General features: G+C 35.4%; 16 protein-coding genes. 2 read left to right on the top strand and 14 right to left on the bottom strand.

Annotation, left to right across the window (positions count from 1 at the left end):
* Positions 1-63 precede the first annotated feature (63 nt).
* Positions 64-897 carry a hypothetical protein gene (locus tag ACVEGE_RS05765; RefSeq protein WP_192499718.1) on the top strand — a complete coding sequence of 278 codons (834 nt, stop codon included), beginning with the start codon at positions 64-66 and terminating at the stop codon, positions 895-897.
* 230 nt (positions 898-1,127) lie between these two features.
* On the opposite strand, the gene ACVEGE_RS05770 is transcribed toward ACVEGE_RS05765, so the two are convergent.
* The 5 genes from ACVEGE_RS05770 to ACVEGE_RS05790 form a co-directional block, all read right to left on the bottom strand.
* Entirely contained in the window at positions 1,128-1,727 is a 600-nt protein-coding gene (locus ACVEGE_RS05770) for a phage terminase small subunit-related protein (RefSeq protein ID WP_225738024.1), read from the bottom strand.
* A 58-nt stretch (positions 1,728-1,785) separates the two neighbouring features.
* A complete protein-coding gene (locus tag ACVEGE_RS05775; protein ID WP_192499717.1) occupies positions 1,786-2,115 on the bottom strand; it encodes an MGMT family protein in 330 nt (109 codons plus the stop codon).
* A 10-nt stretch (positions 2,116-2,125) separates the two neighbouring features.
* Positions 2,126-2,761: a LysE family transporter gene (locus tag ACVEGE_RS05780; RefSeq protein WP_173853750.1), complete on the bottom strand. Its 636-nt coding sequence runs from the start codon at positions 2,759-2,761 to the stop codon at positions 2,126-2,128.
* Positions 2,762-2,814: 53 nt separating this feature from the next.
* Positions 2,815-3,492: a tRNA (guanosine(46)-N7)-methyltransferase TrmB gene (gene trmB, locus ACVEGE_RS05785; RefSeq protein ID WP_192499716.1), complete on the bottom strand. Its 678-nt coding sequence runs from the start codon at positions 3,490-3,492 to the stop codon at positions 2,815-2,817.
* Positions 3,493-3,661: 169 nt separating this feature from the next.
* Positions 3,662-4,177: a nuclear transport factor 2 family protein gene (locus ACVEGE_RS05790; RefSeq protein WP_192499715.1), complete on the bottom strand. Its 516-nt coding sequence runs from the start codon at positions 4,175-4,177 to the stop codon at positions 3,662-3,664.
* A 160-nt stretch (positions 4,178-4,337) separates the two neighbouring features.
* On the opposite strand from ACVEGE_RS05790, the gene ACVEGE_RS05795 reads away from it, so the two are divergent.
* Entirely contained in the window at positions 4,338-5,924 is a 1,587-nt protein-coding gene (locus ACVEGE_RS05795) for a L,D-transpeptidase family protein (protein ID WP_192499714.1), read from the top strand.
* Between the two features lie 236 nt (positions 5,925-6,160).
* Here the strand turns inward: ACVEGE_RS05795 and ACVEGE_RS05800 are convergent, their stop codons facing one another.
* From ACVEGE_RS05800 to ACVEGE_RS05840, 9 genes are all read right to left on the bottom strand, one after another.
* Positions 6,161-6,475 carry an HPF/RaiA family ribosome-associated protein gene (locus ACVEGE_RS05800; RefSeq protein WP_173853754.1) on the bottom strand — a complete coding sequence of 105 codons (315 nt, stop codon included), beginning with the start codon at positions 6,473-6,475 and terminating at the stop codon, positions 6,161-6,163.
* Positions 6,476-6,789: 314 nt separating this feature from the next.
* Entirely contained in the window at positions 6,790-8,886 is a 2,097-nt protein-coding gene (locus tag ACVEGE_RS05805; RefSeq protein ID WP_370566928.1) for a prolyl oligopeptidase family serine peptidase, read from the bottom strand.
* Between the two features lie 546 nt (positions 8,887-9,432).
* A complete protein-coding gene (locus ACVEGE_RS05810) occupies positions 9,433-10,719 on the bottom strand; it encodes a DASH family cryptochrome (protein WP_192499712.1) in 1,287 nt (428 codons plus the stop codon).
* Positions 10,719-12,254, bottom strand: a complete 1,536-nt coding sequence (locus ACVEGE_RS05815) for a cryptochrome/photolyase family protein (protein ID WP_192499711.1) — start codon at positions 12,252-12,254, stop codon at positions 10,719-10,721. The genes ACVEGE_RS05810 and ACVEGE_RS05815 overlap by 1 nt, the downstream gene beginning before the upstream one ends.
* Position 12,255: 1 nt before the next feature.
* Positions 12,256-12,393, bottom strand: coding sequence for a DUF2256 domain-containing protein (locus tag ACVEGE_RS05820; protein ID WP_192499710.1), 138 nt, complete (start codon positions 12,391-12,393; stop codon positions 12,256-12,258).
* Positions 12,380-13,114, bottom strand: a complete 735-nt coding sequence (locus tag ACVEGE_RS05825) for a YqjF family protein (protein WP_192499709.1) — start codon at positions 13,112-13,114, stop codon at positions 12,380-12,382. The genes ACVEGE_RS05820 and ACVEGE_RS05825 overlap by 14 nt, the downstream gene beginning before the upstream one ends.
* Positions 13,114-14,604: a cryptochrome/deoxyribodipyrimidine photo-lyase family protein gene (locus ACVEGE_RS05830; RefSeq protein WP_192499708.1), complete on the bottom strand. Its 1,491-nt coding sequence runs from the start codon at positions 14,602-14,604 to the stop codon at positions 13,114-13,116. Before ACVEGE_RS05830 ends, ACVEGE_RS05825 begins: the two co-directional genes overlap by 1 nt.
* Before the next feature lie 760 nt (positions 14,605-15,364).
* The gene (locus ACVEGE_RS05835) at positions 15,365-17,575 is read right to left on the bottom strand and encodes a TonB-dependent receptor (RefSeq protein WP_192499707.1); all 2,211 of its coding nucleotides are present in this window, start codon (positions 17,573-17,575) and stop codon (positions 15,365-15,367) included.
* A gap of 205 nt (positions 17,576-17,780) precedes the next feature.
* The gene (locus ACVEGE_RS05840) at positions 17,781-18,131 is read right to left on the bottom strand and encodes a hypothetical protein (protein WP_173853762.1); all 351 of its coding nucleotides are present in this window, start codon (positions 18,129-18,131) and stop codon (positions 17,781-17,783) included.
* Positions 18,132-18,161: the final 30 nt, after the last annotated feature.

The raw sequence follows: 18,161 nt of genomic DNA on the forward strand, positions 1-18,161 counted from the left end.
TAGTAAAAAATAGTCCTATAAAATTTTTCTTATATCGAACACAGTCGAGTTAGCTACAATATTATGACCCCACAACTAAAAACAACATTTTCAATAATAATTTTACTTCTGACAATTTTAAGTTGTAACAATAGTAAACAAAAAACAGAAATAAAAACGCAAAGTATAATTAAGGATACATTAATAATTAAGCCTAAAAACTCTGTAAATAATACAGAAAATGATTTATTAGTTTCTACTGACCTAAATATAATTTCTTCTTTGAACAAAAATCAAAAAACAGATTTTTATGAAAACGGAGAACAACTAACAAAGTTTCTTTCTTTAGAATTAATTGACAAAACTTTATTTGACAGCAAAAAAAACACAGCTGTAAATTTTCTTTTAACTGACACAACTGAAGTCAAAAAAGTAAATGGTGTAATAGAGTTAAATTGTAAAAATAAAGTTGTAAAATTTATTGATAAGCCAGAAGATAATGATGGAATGCAATTATTTAACTATGAAGGACAAATTGAATTTTTAAATAAATATTTAATTATTGGTTCATATTATGAAGGTGGTGATTATATTTTTGTAGACAAAACAAGCGGAGAAACGACAACGACTTTTGGAGATTATCCAAATATTTCGCCTGATAAAAAAAACATTATTTGTATAAATTCAAACGGATATGAAACTACAGCAGATTTAGAACTTTACAAAATTTCTAACAATAAAGTAAACAACGTAATGAATGTAAGTTTTAAAAAATGGATGCCTTTAATGGAAAATAATGAAGTATTTTGGAGTAAGGATGGATATTTGTATTTATCAGTTCATAATGTAAAAACATTTTGGAATGAAAAAGGTTTTTATAATAATAAATACCAATACATAAGAATAAAAATACTGTAGCTAACAGCGGTTTGCAAAAATGGCGAGATATGTGGTAAATTCACGTTTATCTTTCGTAAGAAATTTTATCTTAGCCGAAAATAATCGGTTACGAAGTTCGCCACTTCTGCAAGCCGCGACACGATGGAGTCGAGATTTCCGACTCCACTCAATGTGACAATTTGAATATTATATTAATAGTATTACTAAGAAAAACAATGTGTCAAATTCGCTAGTACTAAGACCGCTTTTTATATTTTCACTTGACTCCAGTTCTCACCTGATTTAATTCGTCTAATTTGCATTTCGCTAACGCCAAATTGTTTAGCAATCATTTTAAGTCTTGTAGTTTGTCCTGGTCTAGCTAGTATTTTTTTTATAAGCATCACTTTAGTAATCGTAAGTTTACTACCGTTAGATTCTAAATTGTGTTTCACTAAGTTTAATCTAGCTTGCTTTACATAGGGACTTTCTCTTGTATGCTGTGCCATTTCTTCTGCAGTGGCCCATTTTAGATTTCGATAATCATCATTATCACGTTTACGATCTAGATGCAAAATATGAACCTGATCCTCAGAGGTTTTAGGAATAAAATACTCCGCTACCAGCTTGTAAATAAAGAGGTGTTTGTTTTTGACCACACCTTCATTATATTGTTTGTATTTAAACAATCTATATCCATCAGTCATGCCGCCTCTTAATTCTCGCGCAAACCGCATATCATCTACAAAGCTAATTAACCTTCCTTTGTTAGACACTGCATAACGTAATCTTAGTTTGTCTTCTATAGTTATCTCTTTAAACTCCTCATTTGGATAGAGTCTAATCATTTTCATTTTTTCAAGTTTCATAAGATAAAATATTTTAAAGTTTGTACTTTTAGAAGTTTTTCATCCGCAAAATTGAATATCATTCATTCATTATTGGCGGTTCCCAAAAATACTTCTCAAAGTCTATTATTTGATTGTCTATTACCACAATCTCTTCGTTTTCTAATAATTGCTGCATAAGATTAGTTCCATCAAAATGGAATTTACCTGTAAGCAATCCTTTTCTATTCACTACACGATGCGCAGGAACATCTCCCATATTGTGCGAGGCATTCATCGCATAGCCTACCATACGAGCTGATCGTGCTGCCCCTATAGCTTTTGCTATAGCTCCATAGGATGTCACTCTTCCAAACGGAATTTGTCTTGCGATGACATATACTTTTTCAAAAAAATTATTGTCAGCCATAAGAATTGGTTTACTGCAAGTAATAGCGAATAATGTTAAACAAAGTCACTAAGGCAATGACTCCAGTAATGCTTCCAATGATCGTATTCATATTTCTTAAAAGGTAATCTGCTTTTGACTCTATTCTTTCAAAAAAACGAATATAGAAATAGAAAACAAGTGTAGACCCTAGCACTACTCCGCTTACAAAAGTAAAAACTGAAAAGGCCGCAAATGAAAATAATTCATAAGACGACAAAGTAATTGTAATAAAAACGTAATACGGAATAGGGAAAAAGTTCAATGCTGATAATAACATCCCTAAAAAGAAGCGTTTCTTTTGACTTTTCTTAGCAATTTTACTCTTTTTAACCTTTGGCTTTTTAGCTATAAAAAGGAAATAAATTGCTAATGAACCAAAAACACCAAAACCTAATTCTCGCAAAAGAATGACAATATCTGGTCGTACATCTATTATTCTGGCAAAAATAATCGCTAGATAAGCCTGAAAAAAGATAACAATTATCGCGCCAAATATGAACCAAAAAGCATTTCTAGTTCCTTCTTTCAAATTCACTTTTGCCGCTGTCATATTGATTAATCCTGGTGGAATAATGCCTATTACTGCCGTAACAAAACCAAAAAACAGTGGTAAAATTAAATTCATTTAATATAAATCAAACAGTGAAAATGGGTGCATTATGCGTTTAAAAAACAATATTAGTCTTTAATTTTGAATCTAATATACGTAATTGCTTTGTTAATTTCCAAATATTGTTTTTCGTAAAATGTCTGAAAAGCAGTTACTTCCTCAGGACTTCCTTCATTTACATACACATTATGATTGGCATACAACACTTCATGTCCTTCACCATGAAGCAACCCTAATGTATAACCGTGCATGAATTCGCTATCGGTTTTAAGGTTGACCACTCCATCTTTTTTAAGGATTTTTTTATACAATTGTAAAAACTCCGAGTTGGTCATGCGGTGCTTTGTTCTCTTGTATTTGATTTGAGGATCTGGAAAAGTAATCCAAATTTCGTCCACTTCGTTTTCAGCAAAAATATGGTTGATCAATTCGATTTGTGTTCTAATGAAAGCCACATTATCCAAACCAGTTTCCACAGCAGTCTTGGCACCACGCCAGAAACGAGCTCCTTTTATATCAATTCCTACAAAGTTTTTATTCGGATATCTTTCTGCAAGACCAACTGAATATTCCCCTTTTCCACAGCCTAATTCAAGAACTAATGGATTGTCATTTTTAAAAAACTCTGCATTCCACTTCCCTTTTAAAGGAAATAAATCACCTACTACTTCTTCTCTTGTTGGTTGAAAAACATTAGTAAATGTTTCGTTTTCCCTGAATCTCTTTAATTTATTTTTGCTTCCCACTTTATTTCTAATATTTTACTTCGTATGGTTCGACCTAAAAGTCTTGGGGCGCAAAATTAAGGAAATATATAAGACCGAATGGTTTGGGAATGAAAAAAAACCTTTTTAATCGAATTTTACAAAAAAATGTAGGAATTATTCAAATTAGTACTAAAAAAGAAAACTCAAATTACTGCTCTTTATTACTTAACTTATCAATTATAATAGTTTCAATAGGAGTTTTTATTTTTATAACCTCAGCAGCATTATCATTAGGAACAGTCATTGAAAGCACATAATGTTTAATTTTCCAATCCTTCCCTATTTTTACTAATACGCCTGAACCACGACAAATTTTCATTTGTGTATCTAGTAATTCATCAAACCAAGCCATATTTCCTGATTTATCAAAATAAATGTGACGTTCAATTGCTTTAAAACTCCATGCTTTTCCATTATCAAAAGAAGGCTTTGCGTACGCTTGAAATTGAGTTTTATTCCAATTTTCTTCAGCATCAGTTCCTATAAAAATAGCATCATCAGTCATTAGATCAAAATAAGTACCAAATTGTGATTCTGCGGCGGCCTTGTGCCAATTATCTAGCATTAAATTGATCTTTATTTTTTCTTTATCGTTGTCTTCAGACCAACTACTAAAAGAAGAAAATAATAGTAATGCAAAAATAATTAAGAAATAATTTTTCATAAAAAAAGTTATTAAACACATTAAATAAAGAATATTCACCTTCAATAAGGCATTTAGTAAAGATAGTTTTTTAACGCAAATAACTATTAAATAACACTAAATAGCCATAAATTAACTCTTTTAATGTATTTTTACGCTCTTAAATTATTAAGATCAAAGCATGAAAAAAACTACTTTAATTACTTTATTATTAGCTACTCTATTTATAATAAGTTTTGCTTCATGCAAAAAAAGCAAAGATAAAGACCTAGCTGATTTAGAGCTACTAGAAAACGAAGACCTAAGTAAAACGCCCTTTGACAGTACCTTAGTCGCTTCTTTTTTTAGCAAACACCCTATATTAAAGAAATACCAAGACGATGTAAAGAGTTTGTATCTAAAACACGAATTTCATTATTTATGGTATGATAAAACGGGTATAAATGAATTTGCAAATGTGCTATACAACAAAGTAAATAACTTAGCAGAAGAAGGAATTGAAACTGTGATTCCGTATAAATCAGAATTTGATTTGATTTACGAACCTCAAAATGATTCTAAAACACCTAATATTGATTCTGAATTGCTAACTACTTCTTTATATTATTTTTATATCGATAAAGTTTATCACGGTTTAGCACCTTCAAAATCAGATGAAATGCAATGGTTTCTACCTCGTGATAAACAGTCGTATGCTGCTTATACAGATTCTTTGATAATTGATCCTTCTTTGATTAAAAAAGACAAAAAAACGTTGTTCAGTCAATATTATTTACTGAAAGACCAACTAAAAAAATACCGCCAAATTGAAAAAAAAGGAGGCTGGGATAGCATCACAATTCCTGCAGGATTTAAAACCTTAAAAATTGGTGACAGTGTACAAGCCATTGCTCAGGTACGCAAAAGATTGTTCCTTGATGGATTTTTAAAAACCGATTCAAAAAGCGGCATTTATGATTTAGATCTGGCTGATGCAGTAGTAAAATTTAAGAAAACACGCGGTATTAATGGCGACAAGCTTCTTTATGGCTCTACACTTAATTATATGAGTACGCCTGTTACTTCACTTATAAAAACAATTGTAGTAAATATGGAACGCTGTAGATGGGTTTCTAAAGATATAGCAAAGTCTAAAGAATTAATTGCAGTAAACATTCCTGCTTATGAATTGACCTATTTTAAAAATGGCAAAGTCTTAATGAAATCTAATGTGGTAGTAGGTAAGACCCTTAATAAAACTGTTATTTTTAGCGCTCCAATGAAATACATTGTTTTTAGCCCTTATTGGAACCTACCAAGTAGTATCATCAATAAAGAAATAAAACCTGCCATTGAAAGAAATAGCAATTATCTTGCACAACATAACATGGAGTGGAACAACGGTAGAGTACGTCAAAAGCCAGGTCCTAAAAACTCATTAGGGTTAGTTAAATTTTTATTTCCAAATTCGAATGCTATTTACTTACATGATACGCCTTCTAAATATCTTTTTAGTAGAGAAAAGAGAGCTTTTAGCCATGGTTGCATAAGAGTAGAAAATCCTGCGGAACTTGCTGAAAAAATAATGGAAGAAGACAAAAGCTGGGATGCCGAAAAAATTTACGAAGCAATGCATGCTGGAAAAGAAAAATGGTACACGTTAAAAAATAAAATCCCGGTTTACATAGGTTATTTTACGGCTTGGGTAGATACTGATGGTAATGTAGCTTTTTATGATGATGTTTATAAAAGAGACGAACCTCTAGCTGCTTTATTATTTGAAAAATAATCTTGTGCTTCCAAAACACAATACAACACAGTCCATCTAATTTTTATAAGATCGAGCGCAGTAAAACATAATCGCGGTTCTCAACTCCACTCCAACTGACAATAGACTGTTTTTATGAAAAAAAAACAGTATAATTTCACTTGATTGACATTATACTTTATTTCAATAAAAAAGGGCAATTACTATTAATAGTAATTGCCCTTTTTTTTATGCTGTTTCCTTAGTTCGGAATATATTTAGTGTGCTTTTTGTTTTTCAAAAGTGGTACTTAGTGTTTTCTTCATTTTATCTAGTGCTCCTCTAAAAGCTTTCTCGACTGTATCAGCATGCTCAGTAACTACAATAGGTTGTAATTTTGCTGGACGAACTTCAATTAAACAACGTTTGTCATTGATTCCAGGTTTAGCACTATTCTCATCTCCTACATGAACTTCTATACGTGTAATTTTATCTTCAAAACGCGCTAAGGCAGTTTCTAATTCCGCAGAAAAGTAAGCTTCTGCTCTTTCGTGTCCTTCTACATTTTTGTCTGTGTTAAATTGTATTTTCATATTATAATGTATTTATGATTGTCTCTCAAAGTTAACGAACAACAATCCAAAAAACGAATGAATTAGTAAAAAATTATGAAATAAAAGAAGCTTACCAACAGTATTTGTGCTGTTTTACACCACTAAGTTATTCAGCACCTCTTTATTAGAAACAAAAAACGCTACTCTTTCGAATAGCGTTTTCGGATTATTTATTTTAATTTGGAATACAACTGTCCTAGCCCTGATGGAAGCGGCATCCTCTAGTGGCGAGGTTCGCCACTAGAGATATAGCGTACAGCAGGAAATAGCTCCTACTCCCAATGATTGTACTTTTATTTTAGTTTTGGTAAGGCTTTGAATCCCATGTTGTATAAGGTAAAAGCCTGAATGTCGACGTTTTCTTGAATACTTGCCGCCACCGATTTTCCTGCGCCGTGACCGGCTTTTACATCGATACGAATCAACGTTGGGTTTGTTCCGGTTTGTTTTTCTTGCAATTCGGCTGCAAACTTGAAACTGTGTGCCGGCACTACTCGATCATCATGATCGCCCGTGGTGACCATTGTCGCGGGATAATGCGTGCCTGCTTTTACGTTTTGAACTGGCGAATAGCCTTTGATGTATTCAAACATTTCTTTGCTGTCTTGCGCTGTTCCGTAATCGTACGCCCAACCTGCTCCTGCGGTGAAGGTGTGGTAACGCAACATGTCCATCACGCCCACGGCTGGCAAGGCGACTTTCATCAAATCGGGACGCTGTGTCATGGTGGCGCCTACTAGCAAACCTCCGTTGGACCCACCACGAATAGCTAGAAAATTGGTCGATGTGTATTTTTGAGCAATTAGATATTCGGCTGCAGCGATGAAGTCATCAAATACGTTTTGTTTTTGCATTTTGGTTCCGGCATCGTGCCATTTTTTACCGTATTCTCCTCCGCCACGTAAGTTAGGAACGGCATAAACACCTCCGTTTTCCATCCAAACGGCATTGGCAATACTGAAACTTGGCGTCAAACTTACATTAAAACCACCGTAACCGTAAAGCATAGTTGGGTTTTTTCCGTTTAGTTTTAATCCTTTTTTATAGGTGATGATCATTGGGATTTTGGTTCCATCCTTTGAGGTATAAAACACTTGTTTGGACTCGTACTCCTCGCTTTTGAAATCGACATTTGGTTTTGAGTATACCGCTGACTTCCCTGCTTTTGGGTCAAAACTATAAATTGTTCCCGGTGTGGTGTAATTGGTAAACGAATAATACAGGGTTTTGTCATTTAGCTTTCCGCCAAAACCACCAGCACTTCCTACCGCTGGCAACTGAATCTCACGAATCATTTTACCAGAGTAATCGTATTGCTGCACGACCGAAACGGCGTCTTTCATATAATTTGCAAAGAAATAACCGCCTCCCGTGGAAGGTGTCAACACATTTTGAGTCTCTGGAATAAAATCGACCCAATTGGCTGGCGAAGGAGTACTAAAATCAACAGTTACGATGCGTTTGTTGGGCGCATTTAAATCGGTATTTATGAATAATGTACTGCCTTGCGTTTCCATGACGCTGTTGTCGCTATTGAAATTATCTACAATGGTTACAATTGGGCTGTCTGGCGTTTTTAGGCTTTTGATGTACAATTCGTTTCCGTAGGTAGAATTGGCTGCCGAGATCACTAAATAAGCATCGTCTTCGGTTACGTAGCCGCCTACATAACGGCGTTTTTGGTCTGCACCAAAGATAACTTGGTCTTCTTTTTGGGCTGTTCCCAATTTGTGAAAATACAGTTTATGTTGATCTGTTTTGGCAGAAAGTTCGCTTCCTTTTGGTTTTTCGTAACTAGAATAGTAAAATCCTTCGTTTCCTCTCCAAGACAGTCCACTGAATTTTACATCAACAATCGTGTCTTCGATAATCTTTTTGGAAACTGCGTCCATGATGATTACTTTTCGCCAGTCGCTTCCTCCTTCAGAAATGGCATAGGCCACTTTGGAACCGTCTTTGGAGAAATCCAAACCTCCTAGTGATGTGGTTCCATCTTTAGAAAAAGTATTAGGATCTAAGAAAACCTCTTCTTTGCCTGAAGCGTCTTTTCTATAAACTACGGATTGATTTTGTAGTCCGTTGTTTTTTGTGAAATAGGTAAAATTTCCTTCTTTGGATGGTGAACCTATTTTTTCGTAATTCCACAGTTTTTCCATGCGGGTTTTTAGTGCATCGCGAAAAGGAATTTTATCTAGGTAACCGTAAGTTACTTCGTTTTCGGCTTTTACCCAAGCGGCGGTTTCATCAGATCGGTCGTCCTCTAGCCAGCGATACGGATCAGGGACCGCGGTATCAAAATAGGTGTCAACTACTGTTCCTTTGTGGGTTACGGGATATTTTATGGGTTCTTGGTTTTGTGCGGTTGCAACTATTGTTGGGAGTATTGCCATTATCAGAATTAATTTTTTCATTAGTCTCTTTTTATTGGTTAGTACAAAAATAAGGAAAAGCATTGGCTTCCTTGATACAAGAAAAGCGTTAGTAGGATTGGACGCTAAAAGTTGTGTTTTGTTACTTGGTGATGGTAAAAAATGTTACACGGAGAGTCGCAAAAATCTATTTTACCATTAAGAAATTAAGGGAAATTAAGAAAAAAACTTAGAGAATCTCTGGGGCAACTTTGTGAATCTTTGCGGAACAAAAGATTACGCAGAGACACGCGGAGGTTGCACAGAGAATCGCAAAAACATTTTCACCATTAAGGAATTAAGGGAAATTAAGAAAAAAAAACTTAGAGAATCTCTGCTTTTATTTTGTGAATCTTTGCGGAACAAAAGATTACGCAGAGACGCGCAAAGTCTGTCTTTATCATTAAAAAGTAATCATATAAAAAGCAACCCTTAATGGATCTAAATTCCTTAATGGTTAAAAAAATAAGCTAAAACTGCACTTAAACTTATATGTTTCAAAAAGCTAAGTACCCAAATCACTTATCACTACAACCACAATTTCCTAAAGCTACTGTCCTTATCATAATCCTTGGCTTGTTTCTCGATGTTAAAATAACGGTGTTTTCTGGGGTCATTGCCTACTCCGGCCAGATAGGCCCAGTTACCCCAATTGCTACACACATCATAATCGATTAATTGCGACTCAAAATAAGCAGCTCCAATGCGCCAATCCATATGGAGTTCATTGCAGAAATAGCTGGCGACATTTTGGCGTCCGCGGTTGCTCATGAAACCCGTTTGTTGTAGTTCGAGCATATTGGCATTAATAAAATCGGACTCGGTTGTGCCATTGATCCATTGCTTAAGTGCTTTTTCGTTGGCTGCTTCGGTATTCGGCTTGTCTGGTTTGATTCCTGAATATAAGAAAAACTTGGTCTGGTATTTCTTGAACATGAATCGGAAGAAATCACGCCACAGCAATTCAAAAACCAACCAATAGGTCGATTCATTAGCGCCATTAATGGTTGAAAATTTTTTTATTTGATCATAAATCGTTCTTGGCGAAATACAACCATTTGCCAGCCAAGCAGAAAATTTGGACGAATAATCGGCGCCTACCATTCCGTTTCTAGTTTCTTTGTAAACCGATAACTGTTTGCTTTCAAAAAAATAATAATTCAATCGGTTTAAGGCTTCGGTTTCTCCGCCTTTAAATTGGATCGCTGCACGCTTGTCTATTTTGGTCAATTTGAGACCTAACTCTTTTAAAGTTGGTAATTCTAATGGCGGTATTTCAGGAGATGTGATCGCAAGTGGCGCTTCAAAAACAGGTCTGATAGCCGCATCCTGCTCGGTTTTTTTTCTAAAAACAGTAAATACATCCGGAATATCTTTGATCGAAAATGGCAAATCTTCGGCATGATACAACGTACTCGTACTGAAAGTTTCGAGCTCACAAAGCAATTTGAACAATGCCTCTTGTACTTTTTTTTCGGTTTGCTTTTCTTCATAGGCTACTTCGCGTTTGGCAAATACTTTTTGAGCTTTGTATTGCGCGACTAGTTTAGGAATTTCCTCTTCGGGCTTTCCTCGCAAAATCAATAGACCAGAACCTATCTTCCTCAAGTTGGCATCTAAATCCTGCAATGATTCCAATAAAAATTGTGCCCTGTAACTCCCTGTTTTTTCAAAGCCAAAACTAGTTGTCTCAAAATGAGCCTCATCAAAACAATAGACCGGCAGCAGTTGTTCGCTTTGCGCCACTGCTTTGATCAATGTTTCGTTGTCAAATACCCGTAAATCCGTTTTAAACCAAACTATTGCCGTTTTCATTATAAATTATTTATGTTTTTTAAATAGTAATCTGCTTGTTCTAATAGCGCTACTTTTGCCTCCGGTTGCATTTTCTTCCACAGATTGTACATCATCCCAATGCGCGGATTTTTACCTAATTTATCTTCGTGTTTGTCATAGAAATTCCAATACAAACTATTAAAAGGACACGCTTTGTCGCCTGTTTTTACTGCTTTTTTGTAATAACAAGAACCACAATAATGGCTCATTTTATCAATATAACTGGCCGAACTTACATAGGGTTTTGTGCCTACGATCCCGCCGTCGGCAAACTGGCTCATGCCTAAGGTATTGGTGATTTCGACCCATTCAATAGCATCCATATACACACCCAAGTACCAGGCTCCCACTTCGTCTGGATGCACGCCCGCCAAAAGCGCAAAATTACCCGTAATCATCAATCGCTGAATGTGGTGTTCGTAACCGTAATTTAAAGTTTGTTGAATGGCGTCTTTCAGGCAGTTCATTTTGGTGTTTCCTGTCCAGTACCAATCGGGTAATTTTCCTTGATGGTCTAGAAAATTTAAGTTGGCATATTCAGGCATTTTTAACCAATAAATCCCACGCATGTACTCGCGCCAACCAATAATCTGACGCACAAAACCTTCCAATTGATTGTACTGAATTTCATCTGGTCGTCGCTGCCACTCGGCGATAGCTTTGTCAATTACTTCTTGTGGCGAAATCATTTTAATATTCATCGAAAAAGAAATCCTTGAGTGATACAACGACCATTCATTGGGCATCATCGCATCTTGGTAACTCCCAAATAAAGGCAAGCAATGACTCATAAAATAATCTACTAACTCCAACGACTGCGTTCTATTGATGGGCCAAACAAAATGCGCCGCATCTACATTTCCAATTGTTTTGACATTGGCTTTCTCGATTTCGCTAGCAATTAGAGTCAGATCATTATCAAAAACCAAAGGCGCTGTAGGTTTGTGATTTTTCGGCAACTTTTTACGGTTTTCTGCATCGTAATTCCACTGTCCGTTAATAGGGTTCGCTCCTTCCATCAAAACGTTGTGTTTTTTACGCATGGAACGGTAAAAATTTTCCATGATAAAGGTTTTTTTACCTTCAAAAAAATCAGCTAATTCGGTTCTTGTGGTAAAAAAATGTTCAGAATCAACCACATCGCTCGTAATTGAAACCGACTGACACAAACTCTTTACCATCTGATCTACTCGAAATTCATCTGGCAATTGGTATTCAAAATGAGTGAACTGCTGTTCGTCAATCAAACTAGTTATGTTTTTATCGAATGCTTGCTTGTTAGCTGGATCGTTCAGTTTAAAATAAATAACGTTGTGATTTTTGGCTTGTAATTCTTTGGCGAAAGCCTGCATTGCTGCAAAAAAACCAATAACCTTCTGGATGTGATGTGTAGCATAATCGGTTTCGGTGCGGATTTCCATCAACACATAGGTCACCGAACTATCGCTGGTTTGAAACCAAGAATGGTTGCTATTGAGCTGATCTCCTAAAATTAATCGTACTATTTTTTTCATTTTATTTATTCATTCGGCATTTATCACTGCAATATTTTACCTCATCCCAGACTTTCTCCCATTTTTTACGCCAACTAAATGGCCGCTGGCAAACAACACAAACTTTGGAGGGCAAATTTTGTTTTTTAACCTTTTTCATTTTCAAAATTAAGTCGGTTTCTTTTCCATTCTATTCCTACCGAAGATCCTTCGGCTATAAAAACAGCTTCGGGTTTTGTTGTATTTAAAACCGAAAAAGCATCGCCATACATTGCTGTAAAATCGCAATCCATTTTATAATCCAACACTTGATTGACCAACCAGGAAGGATGTTGCAATTTATATTCTTCGGTATTATTTTGATCCACTTGGGTATAGCCGTAATAATGTTCGAAAATGAATTTTTCCAAACTATCCTTTTTCATCGGCTTGGATGCGGTGGATGCTTCTACATAAATACTATTCCACTTATTGTTTAAAAGCCATCCGAAATGTACTTTTTTACTATTGCCGTCACTCGTAATTTCATGTTTGGTAGGCACCACGGTATAATGTTCCTTATATAATTTATTCGCCATCCAAGCCACAATAGGATACGGAATTGTTTCATTGATAAAAACAACTCCTCGCTTTAAGGTGTTTACCTCTTTTCGAATCACATAAAAACGCAGGTTAATTTCTTCAAAAGTCCCAAAATACGGAATCGAAATATTGAAAAGCTTGGTATCCTTGAACATAAAACCCACCAAACTCACATAGGCTTTGCCTTCATACAAATCCAGTTCCACTCCTTTGGGCAAAAACGGAAGTAGTATGGCAGGATCAATTTCATAATTGGCCATGATGATGTTTTCCCAGTTTGCTTTTAAAAAAAGTGTCATTATGATTTCGTTTTTTTAGTTCTTCTATTGGGATTGGAAACGTGTTTGTTTAAGATGCGTTTTCCTTCCTCTTTTACTTCGTCTTTTTTGCGAAAGCTCCAAACAATGTCACTGGCATACTTTCTAGTTTCTTCAATATTGACAATAGGCTCCGGATAATCTTTCCCTATTTCGCAATTGTAAAATTGTTGTTCAATGGGATTTAGTTTCCAAGGCTCATGTATTAAATTCACTGGAATTTCGGCCAATTCAGGAACCCATTGTTTGATAAAAATGGCTTCAGGATCGTGATCTTCGGAGTTTTTTATGGGACTATAAATCCGGATGGTGTTAATGCCTGTAGTTCCTGATTGCATTTGGATTTGCGGATAATGAATTCCGGGTTCATAATCTAAAAATTGTCTGGCTAGAAAATGCAATTCCCGCCAATCTTGCCATAAATTAAAGGTGAAAAAAGACACAACCATTGCACGCATCCTGAAATTGATATAACCTGTTGCTACCAGACAGCGCATGCAAGCATCAACTATAGGCACACCCGTTTGTCCTTGTTGCCATGCTTTGATGTAGGTTTCATTTTTTGGTTTAACCAAAGTGTCATAGGCTCGATTTACATTTTCGAACTCCATGCGGCACTCGTCTTCAAATTTTTGCATAAAATGACAATGCCAATGCAGCCTTGAAACAAAATTGAGAATGGCGCGCTTGTTTTTGGATCCTTCGTAATGCTGATTGGTGTACTGATAAATCATTCGCATACTGATGTTTCCATACGCCAGATAAGGTGACAACCTACTGCATCCTTTTCTGCTCAAAGCTGGCTTAGAAATGTGCTTGCTGTAATTGACATAACGCTCTTTTACAAAACTATCCAAGTAGCGCCAAGCGAGATTTTCGCCTCCTTTTTGGAAATTTTTATTTGGGTTTGTAATGTCCTCTGATAATGGTTGTCCTTTTATAGCATTATAAAATACCTCCTCTAATTGTACTAAATTAAAATCTTTTACGGCACTCATTTTAGGTTCGGCACGCATGACCTCTTCCCAGCGTTTGTCCCAATGTTGTCTTGATTTTAATTTCCGAATGACACCGTGCATTTGCGATTCTTTCCAGTCGATTTTATTTTTTATAAAAAAATCTTGCATGGCTATATCTCGGTCAAAAGTGATCTTATTCCCAATTTCTTGGTGCGAGAATACCGTTTTTATATCGTACTTTTTTAGTAGTCCCTCAAAAACAGTTTGTACTTCATTATGAAAATAATAGAAGGTTCCGTTGATCTCAGTTAATTTGGTTTGTAGATCCTGAATCGACTCATAAATAAACCGCCAATGACGCACATCTGCATCATCATAATCCATAACTATTGGTTCAAAACAATAAACAAATAGCAAAGGTAAACCCGAATTTTGCGCAGCAAACAAGGCTTCGTTATCTACAAATCGTAAATCACGTTTGAACCACACAATATTTACAGCTGGTTTACTCACCGTTTTGTTTTTTTGTTTAGCCTTTATTAATTAAAGTTAAACAAATATACAAAACTTAATTTAAATAGAGAATGTTATTGTAAACAGATACAGCTTAAGTAAAGTTATTTTACAGAGATGTGCGGAGTTTATGCAGAGATTTTTTAAACCATTAAGAAATTAAGGGAAATTAAGAAAAAAAATTAGTGAGTCTCTGCGTTTACTTTGTGATTCTTTGCGGAACAAAAGATTACGCAGAGACACGCGGAGGTTGCACATAGAATCGCAAAAATATTTTTACCATTAAGGAATTAAGGGAAATTAAGAAAAAAACTTAGAGAATCTCTGGGGCAACTTTGTGAATCTTTGCGGAACAAAAGATTTCGCAGAGACATGCGGAGGTTGCACAGAGAATCGCAAAAATATTTTTACCATTAAGAAATTTAGGGAAATTAAGAAAAAAAACTTAGCGAACCTCTGCTTTTACTTTGTGAATCTTTGCGGAACAAAAAATTACGAGGACACGCGGAGGTTGCACAGAGAATCGCAAAAATATTTTTACCATTAAGAAATTAAGGGAAATTAAGAAAAAAAATAGTGAGTCTCTGTGCCACCTTTGTGAATCTTTGCGGAACAAACATTTAGAAAAAAATTAGTGAAACTCTGTGTAAGCTATAACCACAAAAAAACCATTAAGTCATTCAGAATAGTAAGCGCAACACTTAATGAATCTAAATTTCTTAATGGTTTGTAAAAATTAAACAGCTTGTTTGTTATAACCCTATAAGTTAAAGTTCACCCCTAGCACTATATTTCGTCCTATATTTGGGATTCCATCTGATTTTAGTCTTGATAAATGGGCGATGTATTTTTTATCAAAAAGGTTATTTCCGTTAAGGTTGACGTCAAAAGCTGTTTTACCCAATTTTACGGTTCCTCCAAGACCTAAATTCACCAAAGTATATCCGTTTGATTTGGTTTCAAAACCGCTCACATTAGCTTGATTGAATGTAGAGCTTACATTAAAAGTAGCAAAACCAGATTCCAACCAATCTTTAATTTTAAATTCACCTCGTAATGTATTATTCCAATTGTTTGCTGGGATTAAAGGCAAATAATCGCCGTTGTCTTTTTTACCAGTAACCGTTTCGAAAGCTGTTTCGTAATGCAACCAATCCAATGGATGTGGGTGAAAATGCAGTCCTATTTCTCCTCCATACAATTTGGCATTGCTTTGAATGTAATTGAACACATCGTTATTGTCTAAAACTGTTCCCGTAGGCGATGTGTAAATATAATTGTTGATGTGATTGTAAAAACCATTAACAAAAAACTCAATATGATCTGCTTTGTATTCTAAGTTTAGATCGGTTTGTAGGTTTTGTTCTGTTTTTAAATCCGAATTTCCTATTTCATAACGATTGGTTCCTTCATGAACCCCGTTTGAGGTCAGCTCAGCCAAGTTTGGCGCTCTAAAACCAGACGCAAGATTCAATCGCATCGTAAAATTATCAGCCAAATTAGTTTTGTATCCTAACGACGCATTAAAACTATCGCATGATTTATCAATAGCTTTAAAGTAGCCTTCATCGCCTAAGGTTCCGTGCTCAATACTCGATACTTGACGATTATCAAAACGCAAACCCGCTTGCAATGCACTGTTGTTTCCCCATTCATAATTGGCCGTTCCAAAAACGCCAAAGTCATTGGTAGTGGCATCTGGAATTAAATATTCTTCTCCAGAGTTGGCATTTGTTTGGTGCATTCCTTGTATTCCAATAATCGATTCTAGTCTCCCCATTTTAGGCAAATGGTATTTGGCATCGTAATTAAAGGTTTTTAATTTCATTTGTAAACCTGCTACATTGCTATCTTCAAACTCAGATCGATCGTTAGTCACATACCCTAAATCAACATCTAGTTTGGAATTTTTTAAATATATGATTGAATTCAAACTCAATAAATGACTAAAAACACCTTGTCTAGGAAAACCAGTATTTTTGCTAGTCGATTGCTCCGCTATTCCATCTTCAGGAAGCCCCAAGTCTAATTTGTTAAAATTATATCGAAGTACCGAAGAAAACTTGGCATTACTGTAGCCAATTCCTGTTTTAAAATCGGTTTCATTGTAGCGAGTATTCGTTACGCGATCCCCACCAGAAATACGATAATCAGAATGGGTATTGTAACTCCCGCGCGCTAGGAATTTCCAGTTTTCAGTTGATGTTTTTAACCCAAGTGAGGAATTGCTCCCCAAGGTATTCGAGAATAATTTTTGACTAAAATTAGCTTTAAAAGTATTGGCATCAGCAAATTTCTCTGGGTTGAAATACAAAACTCCACCCAAAGCATCAGAACCGTATAGCAACGAAGCTGGGCCTTTTATAACCTCAACGCTTTCTACACCCGCATCATTTAAGCCTAAACCATGTTCGTCACCAAATTGTTGGTTTTCCATACGCACCCCTTGAGAATACACCAAAACACGATTCCCGCTTAAACCACGAATTACAGGCTTACCAATAGATGTTCCCGTTGAAACTTGCGAAACTCCTGGAATTGTAGCCAACCCTTCGATTAAAGTAGAAGTCCCTTTTTGCTGCAATTCTTTGATGGTTTCGTGCTCCACCTTCATCACGTTTTGTGACTGTATTTTATTGAAAGCAGTAGAAACGATTACCTCATCCATTTGAAAAGCAGACTCTTCTAATGTTATATTGAGCGTATTCTCTTTATTTACTTTCTGAATGGTTTTATTTTGAGTTGCAAAACCTACAAATGTGAAGCTTATTTTGACATCACCGTTAGGCAAATTCGAAAGAGTGTATTTTCCGTTTTCATCTGTAGTAGTTCCTTTGTGCAATTCAGAGGCATAGACGGACACTCCTTTAATAGGTTGGTTTGCTAAATTTAAAACGGTACCTGTAACTGTATTTTGTGCCTGGAGCACAGCCGAAAATCCTAAAATCAGGATTAGTATGTATTTTTTCATCAGGAATGATTCTGTTACTTAGCTAAACGATTTACTAAGCGAGATTGTTTAATTTTTTAAAAAAATAAAAGTGAAACAAAAACAAACAGGAATAAACTTCCAAACAATGCAATAACAAAGAATTACAACCCTTTTCACGGATGTAATTACTCAATTAATGCTGTGCTTGATTTATAAAGTGTTTTATTTATATTCCAAAGGCTAATTAAGCAATAGAGTTGGGAGGTCCGCGATGAGAATATAAGCTTCCAGAAAATAAAACATCTTTTTTAGAAGCGGAAAAAAAATAAGGAATTAGTTTGTAATTCGTATAGACTTTATACGTAAAAACTTCAGGAGAAACATAACTTCCAAAGGAGAAATGACACACCGTACATTGCTCAAAGGCATGATGCTGATGGGTAATTTCAGTATGGGTAACATTGTATTTATGATGGCATTCTGTTTGTGCAAATTGCTCCACAAAATGGACATAGGTATGAAGCGATTGAAAAAATATTGAGAACAATACGGTCATCGCTAAAGAGAAACTTATTAAGAGCTGTTTCTTTTTCATACGGGACAAAGGTAACAAAACGACAAAAGA

The organism is Flavobacterium sp. PL002 (assembly GCF_054165825.1).

Bases quoted from the DNA above. Each gene is read 5' to 3' on its own strand.
- ACVEGE_RS05765 (WP_192499718.1), top strand. From the start codon at position 64: ATGACCCCACAACTAAAAACAACATTTTCAATAATAATTTTACTTCTG.
- ACVEGE_RS05770 (WP_225738024.1), bottom strand. From the start codon at position 1,727: ATGAAACTTGAAAAAATGAAAATGATTAGACTCTATCCAAATGAGGAG.
- ACVEGE_RS05775 (WP_192499717.1), bottom strand. From the start codon at position 2,115: ATGGCTGACAATAATTTTTTTGAAAAAGTATATGTCATCGCAAGACAA.
- ACVEGE_RS05780 (WP_173853750.1), bottom strand. From the start codon at position 2,761: ATGAATTTAATTTTACCACTGTTTTTTGGTTTTGTTACGGCAGTAATA.
- ACVEGE_RS05790 (WP_192499715.1), bottom strand. From the start codon at position 4,177: ATGAAAAATTATTTCTTAATTATTTTTGCATTACTATTATTTTCTTCT.
- ACVEGE_RS05795 (WP_192499714.1), top strand. From the start codon at position 4,338: ATGAAAAAAACTACTTTAATTACTTTATTATTAGCTACTCTATTTATA.
- ACVEGE_RS05800 (WP_173853754.1), bottom strand. From the start codon at position 6,475: ATGAAAATACAATTTAACACAGACAAAAATGTAGAAGGACACGAAAGA.
- ACVEGE_RS05805 (WP_370566928.1), bottom strand. From the start codon at position 8,886: ATGGCAATACTCCCAACAATAGTTGCAACCGCACAAAACCAAGAACCC.
- ACVEGE_RS05810 (WP_192499712.1), bottom strand. From the start codon at position 10,719: ATGAAAACGGCAATAGTTTGGTTTAAAACGGATTTACGGGTATTTGAC.
- ACVEGE_RS05815 (WP_192499711.1), bottom strand. From the start codon at position 12,254: ATGAAAAAAATAGTACGATTAATTTTAGGAGATCAGCTCAATAGCAAC.
- ACVEGE_RS05820 (WP_192499710.1), bottom strand. From the start codon at position 12,393: ATGAAAAAGGTTAAAAAACAAAATTTGCCCTCCAAAGTTTGTGTTGTT.
- ACVEGE_RS05825 (WP_192499709.1), bottom strand. From the start codon at position 13,114: ATGACACTTTTTTTAAAAGCAAACTGGGAAAACATCATCATGGCCAAT.
- ACVEGE_RS05835 (WP_192499707.1), bottom strand. From the start codon at position 17,575: ATGAAAAAATACATACTAATCCTGATTTTAGGATTTTCGGCTGTGCTC.
- ACVEGE_RS05840 (WP_173853762.1), bottom strand. From the start codon at position 18,131: ATGAAAAAGAAACAGCTCTTAATAAGTTTCTCTTTAGCGATGACCGTA.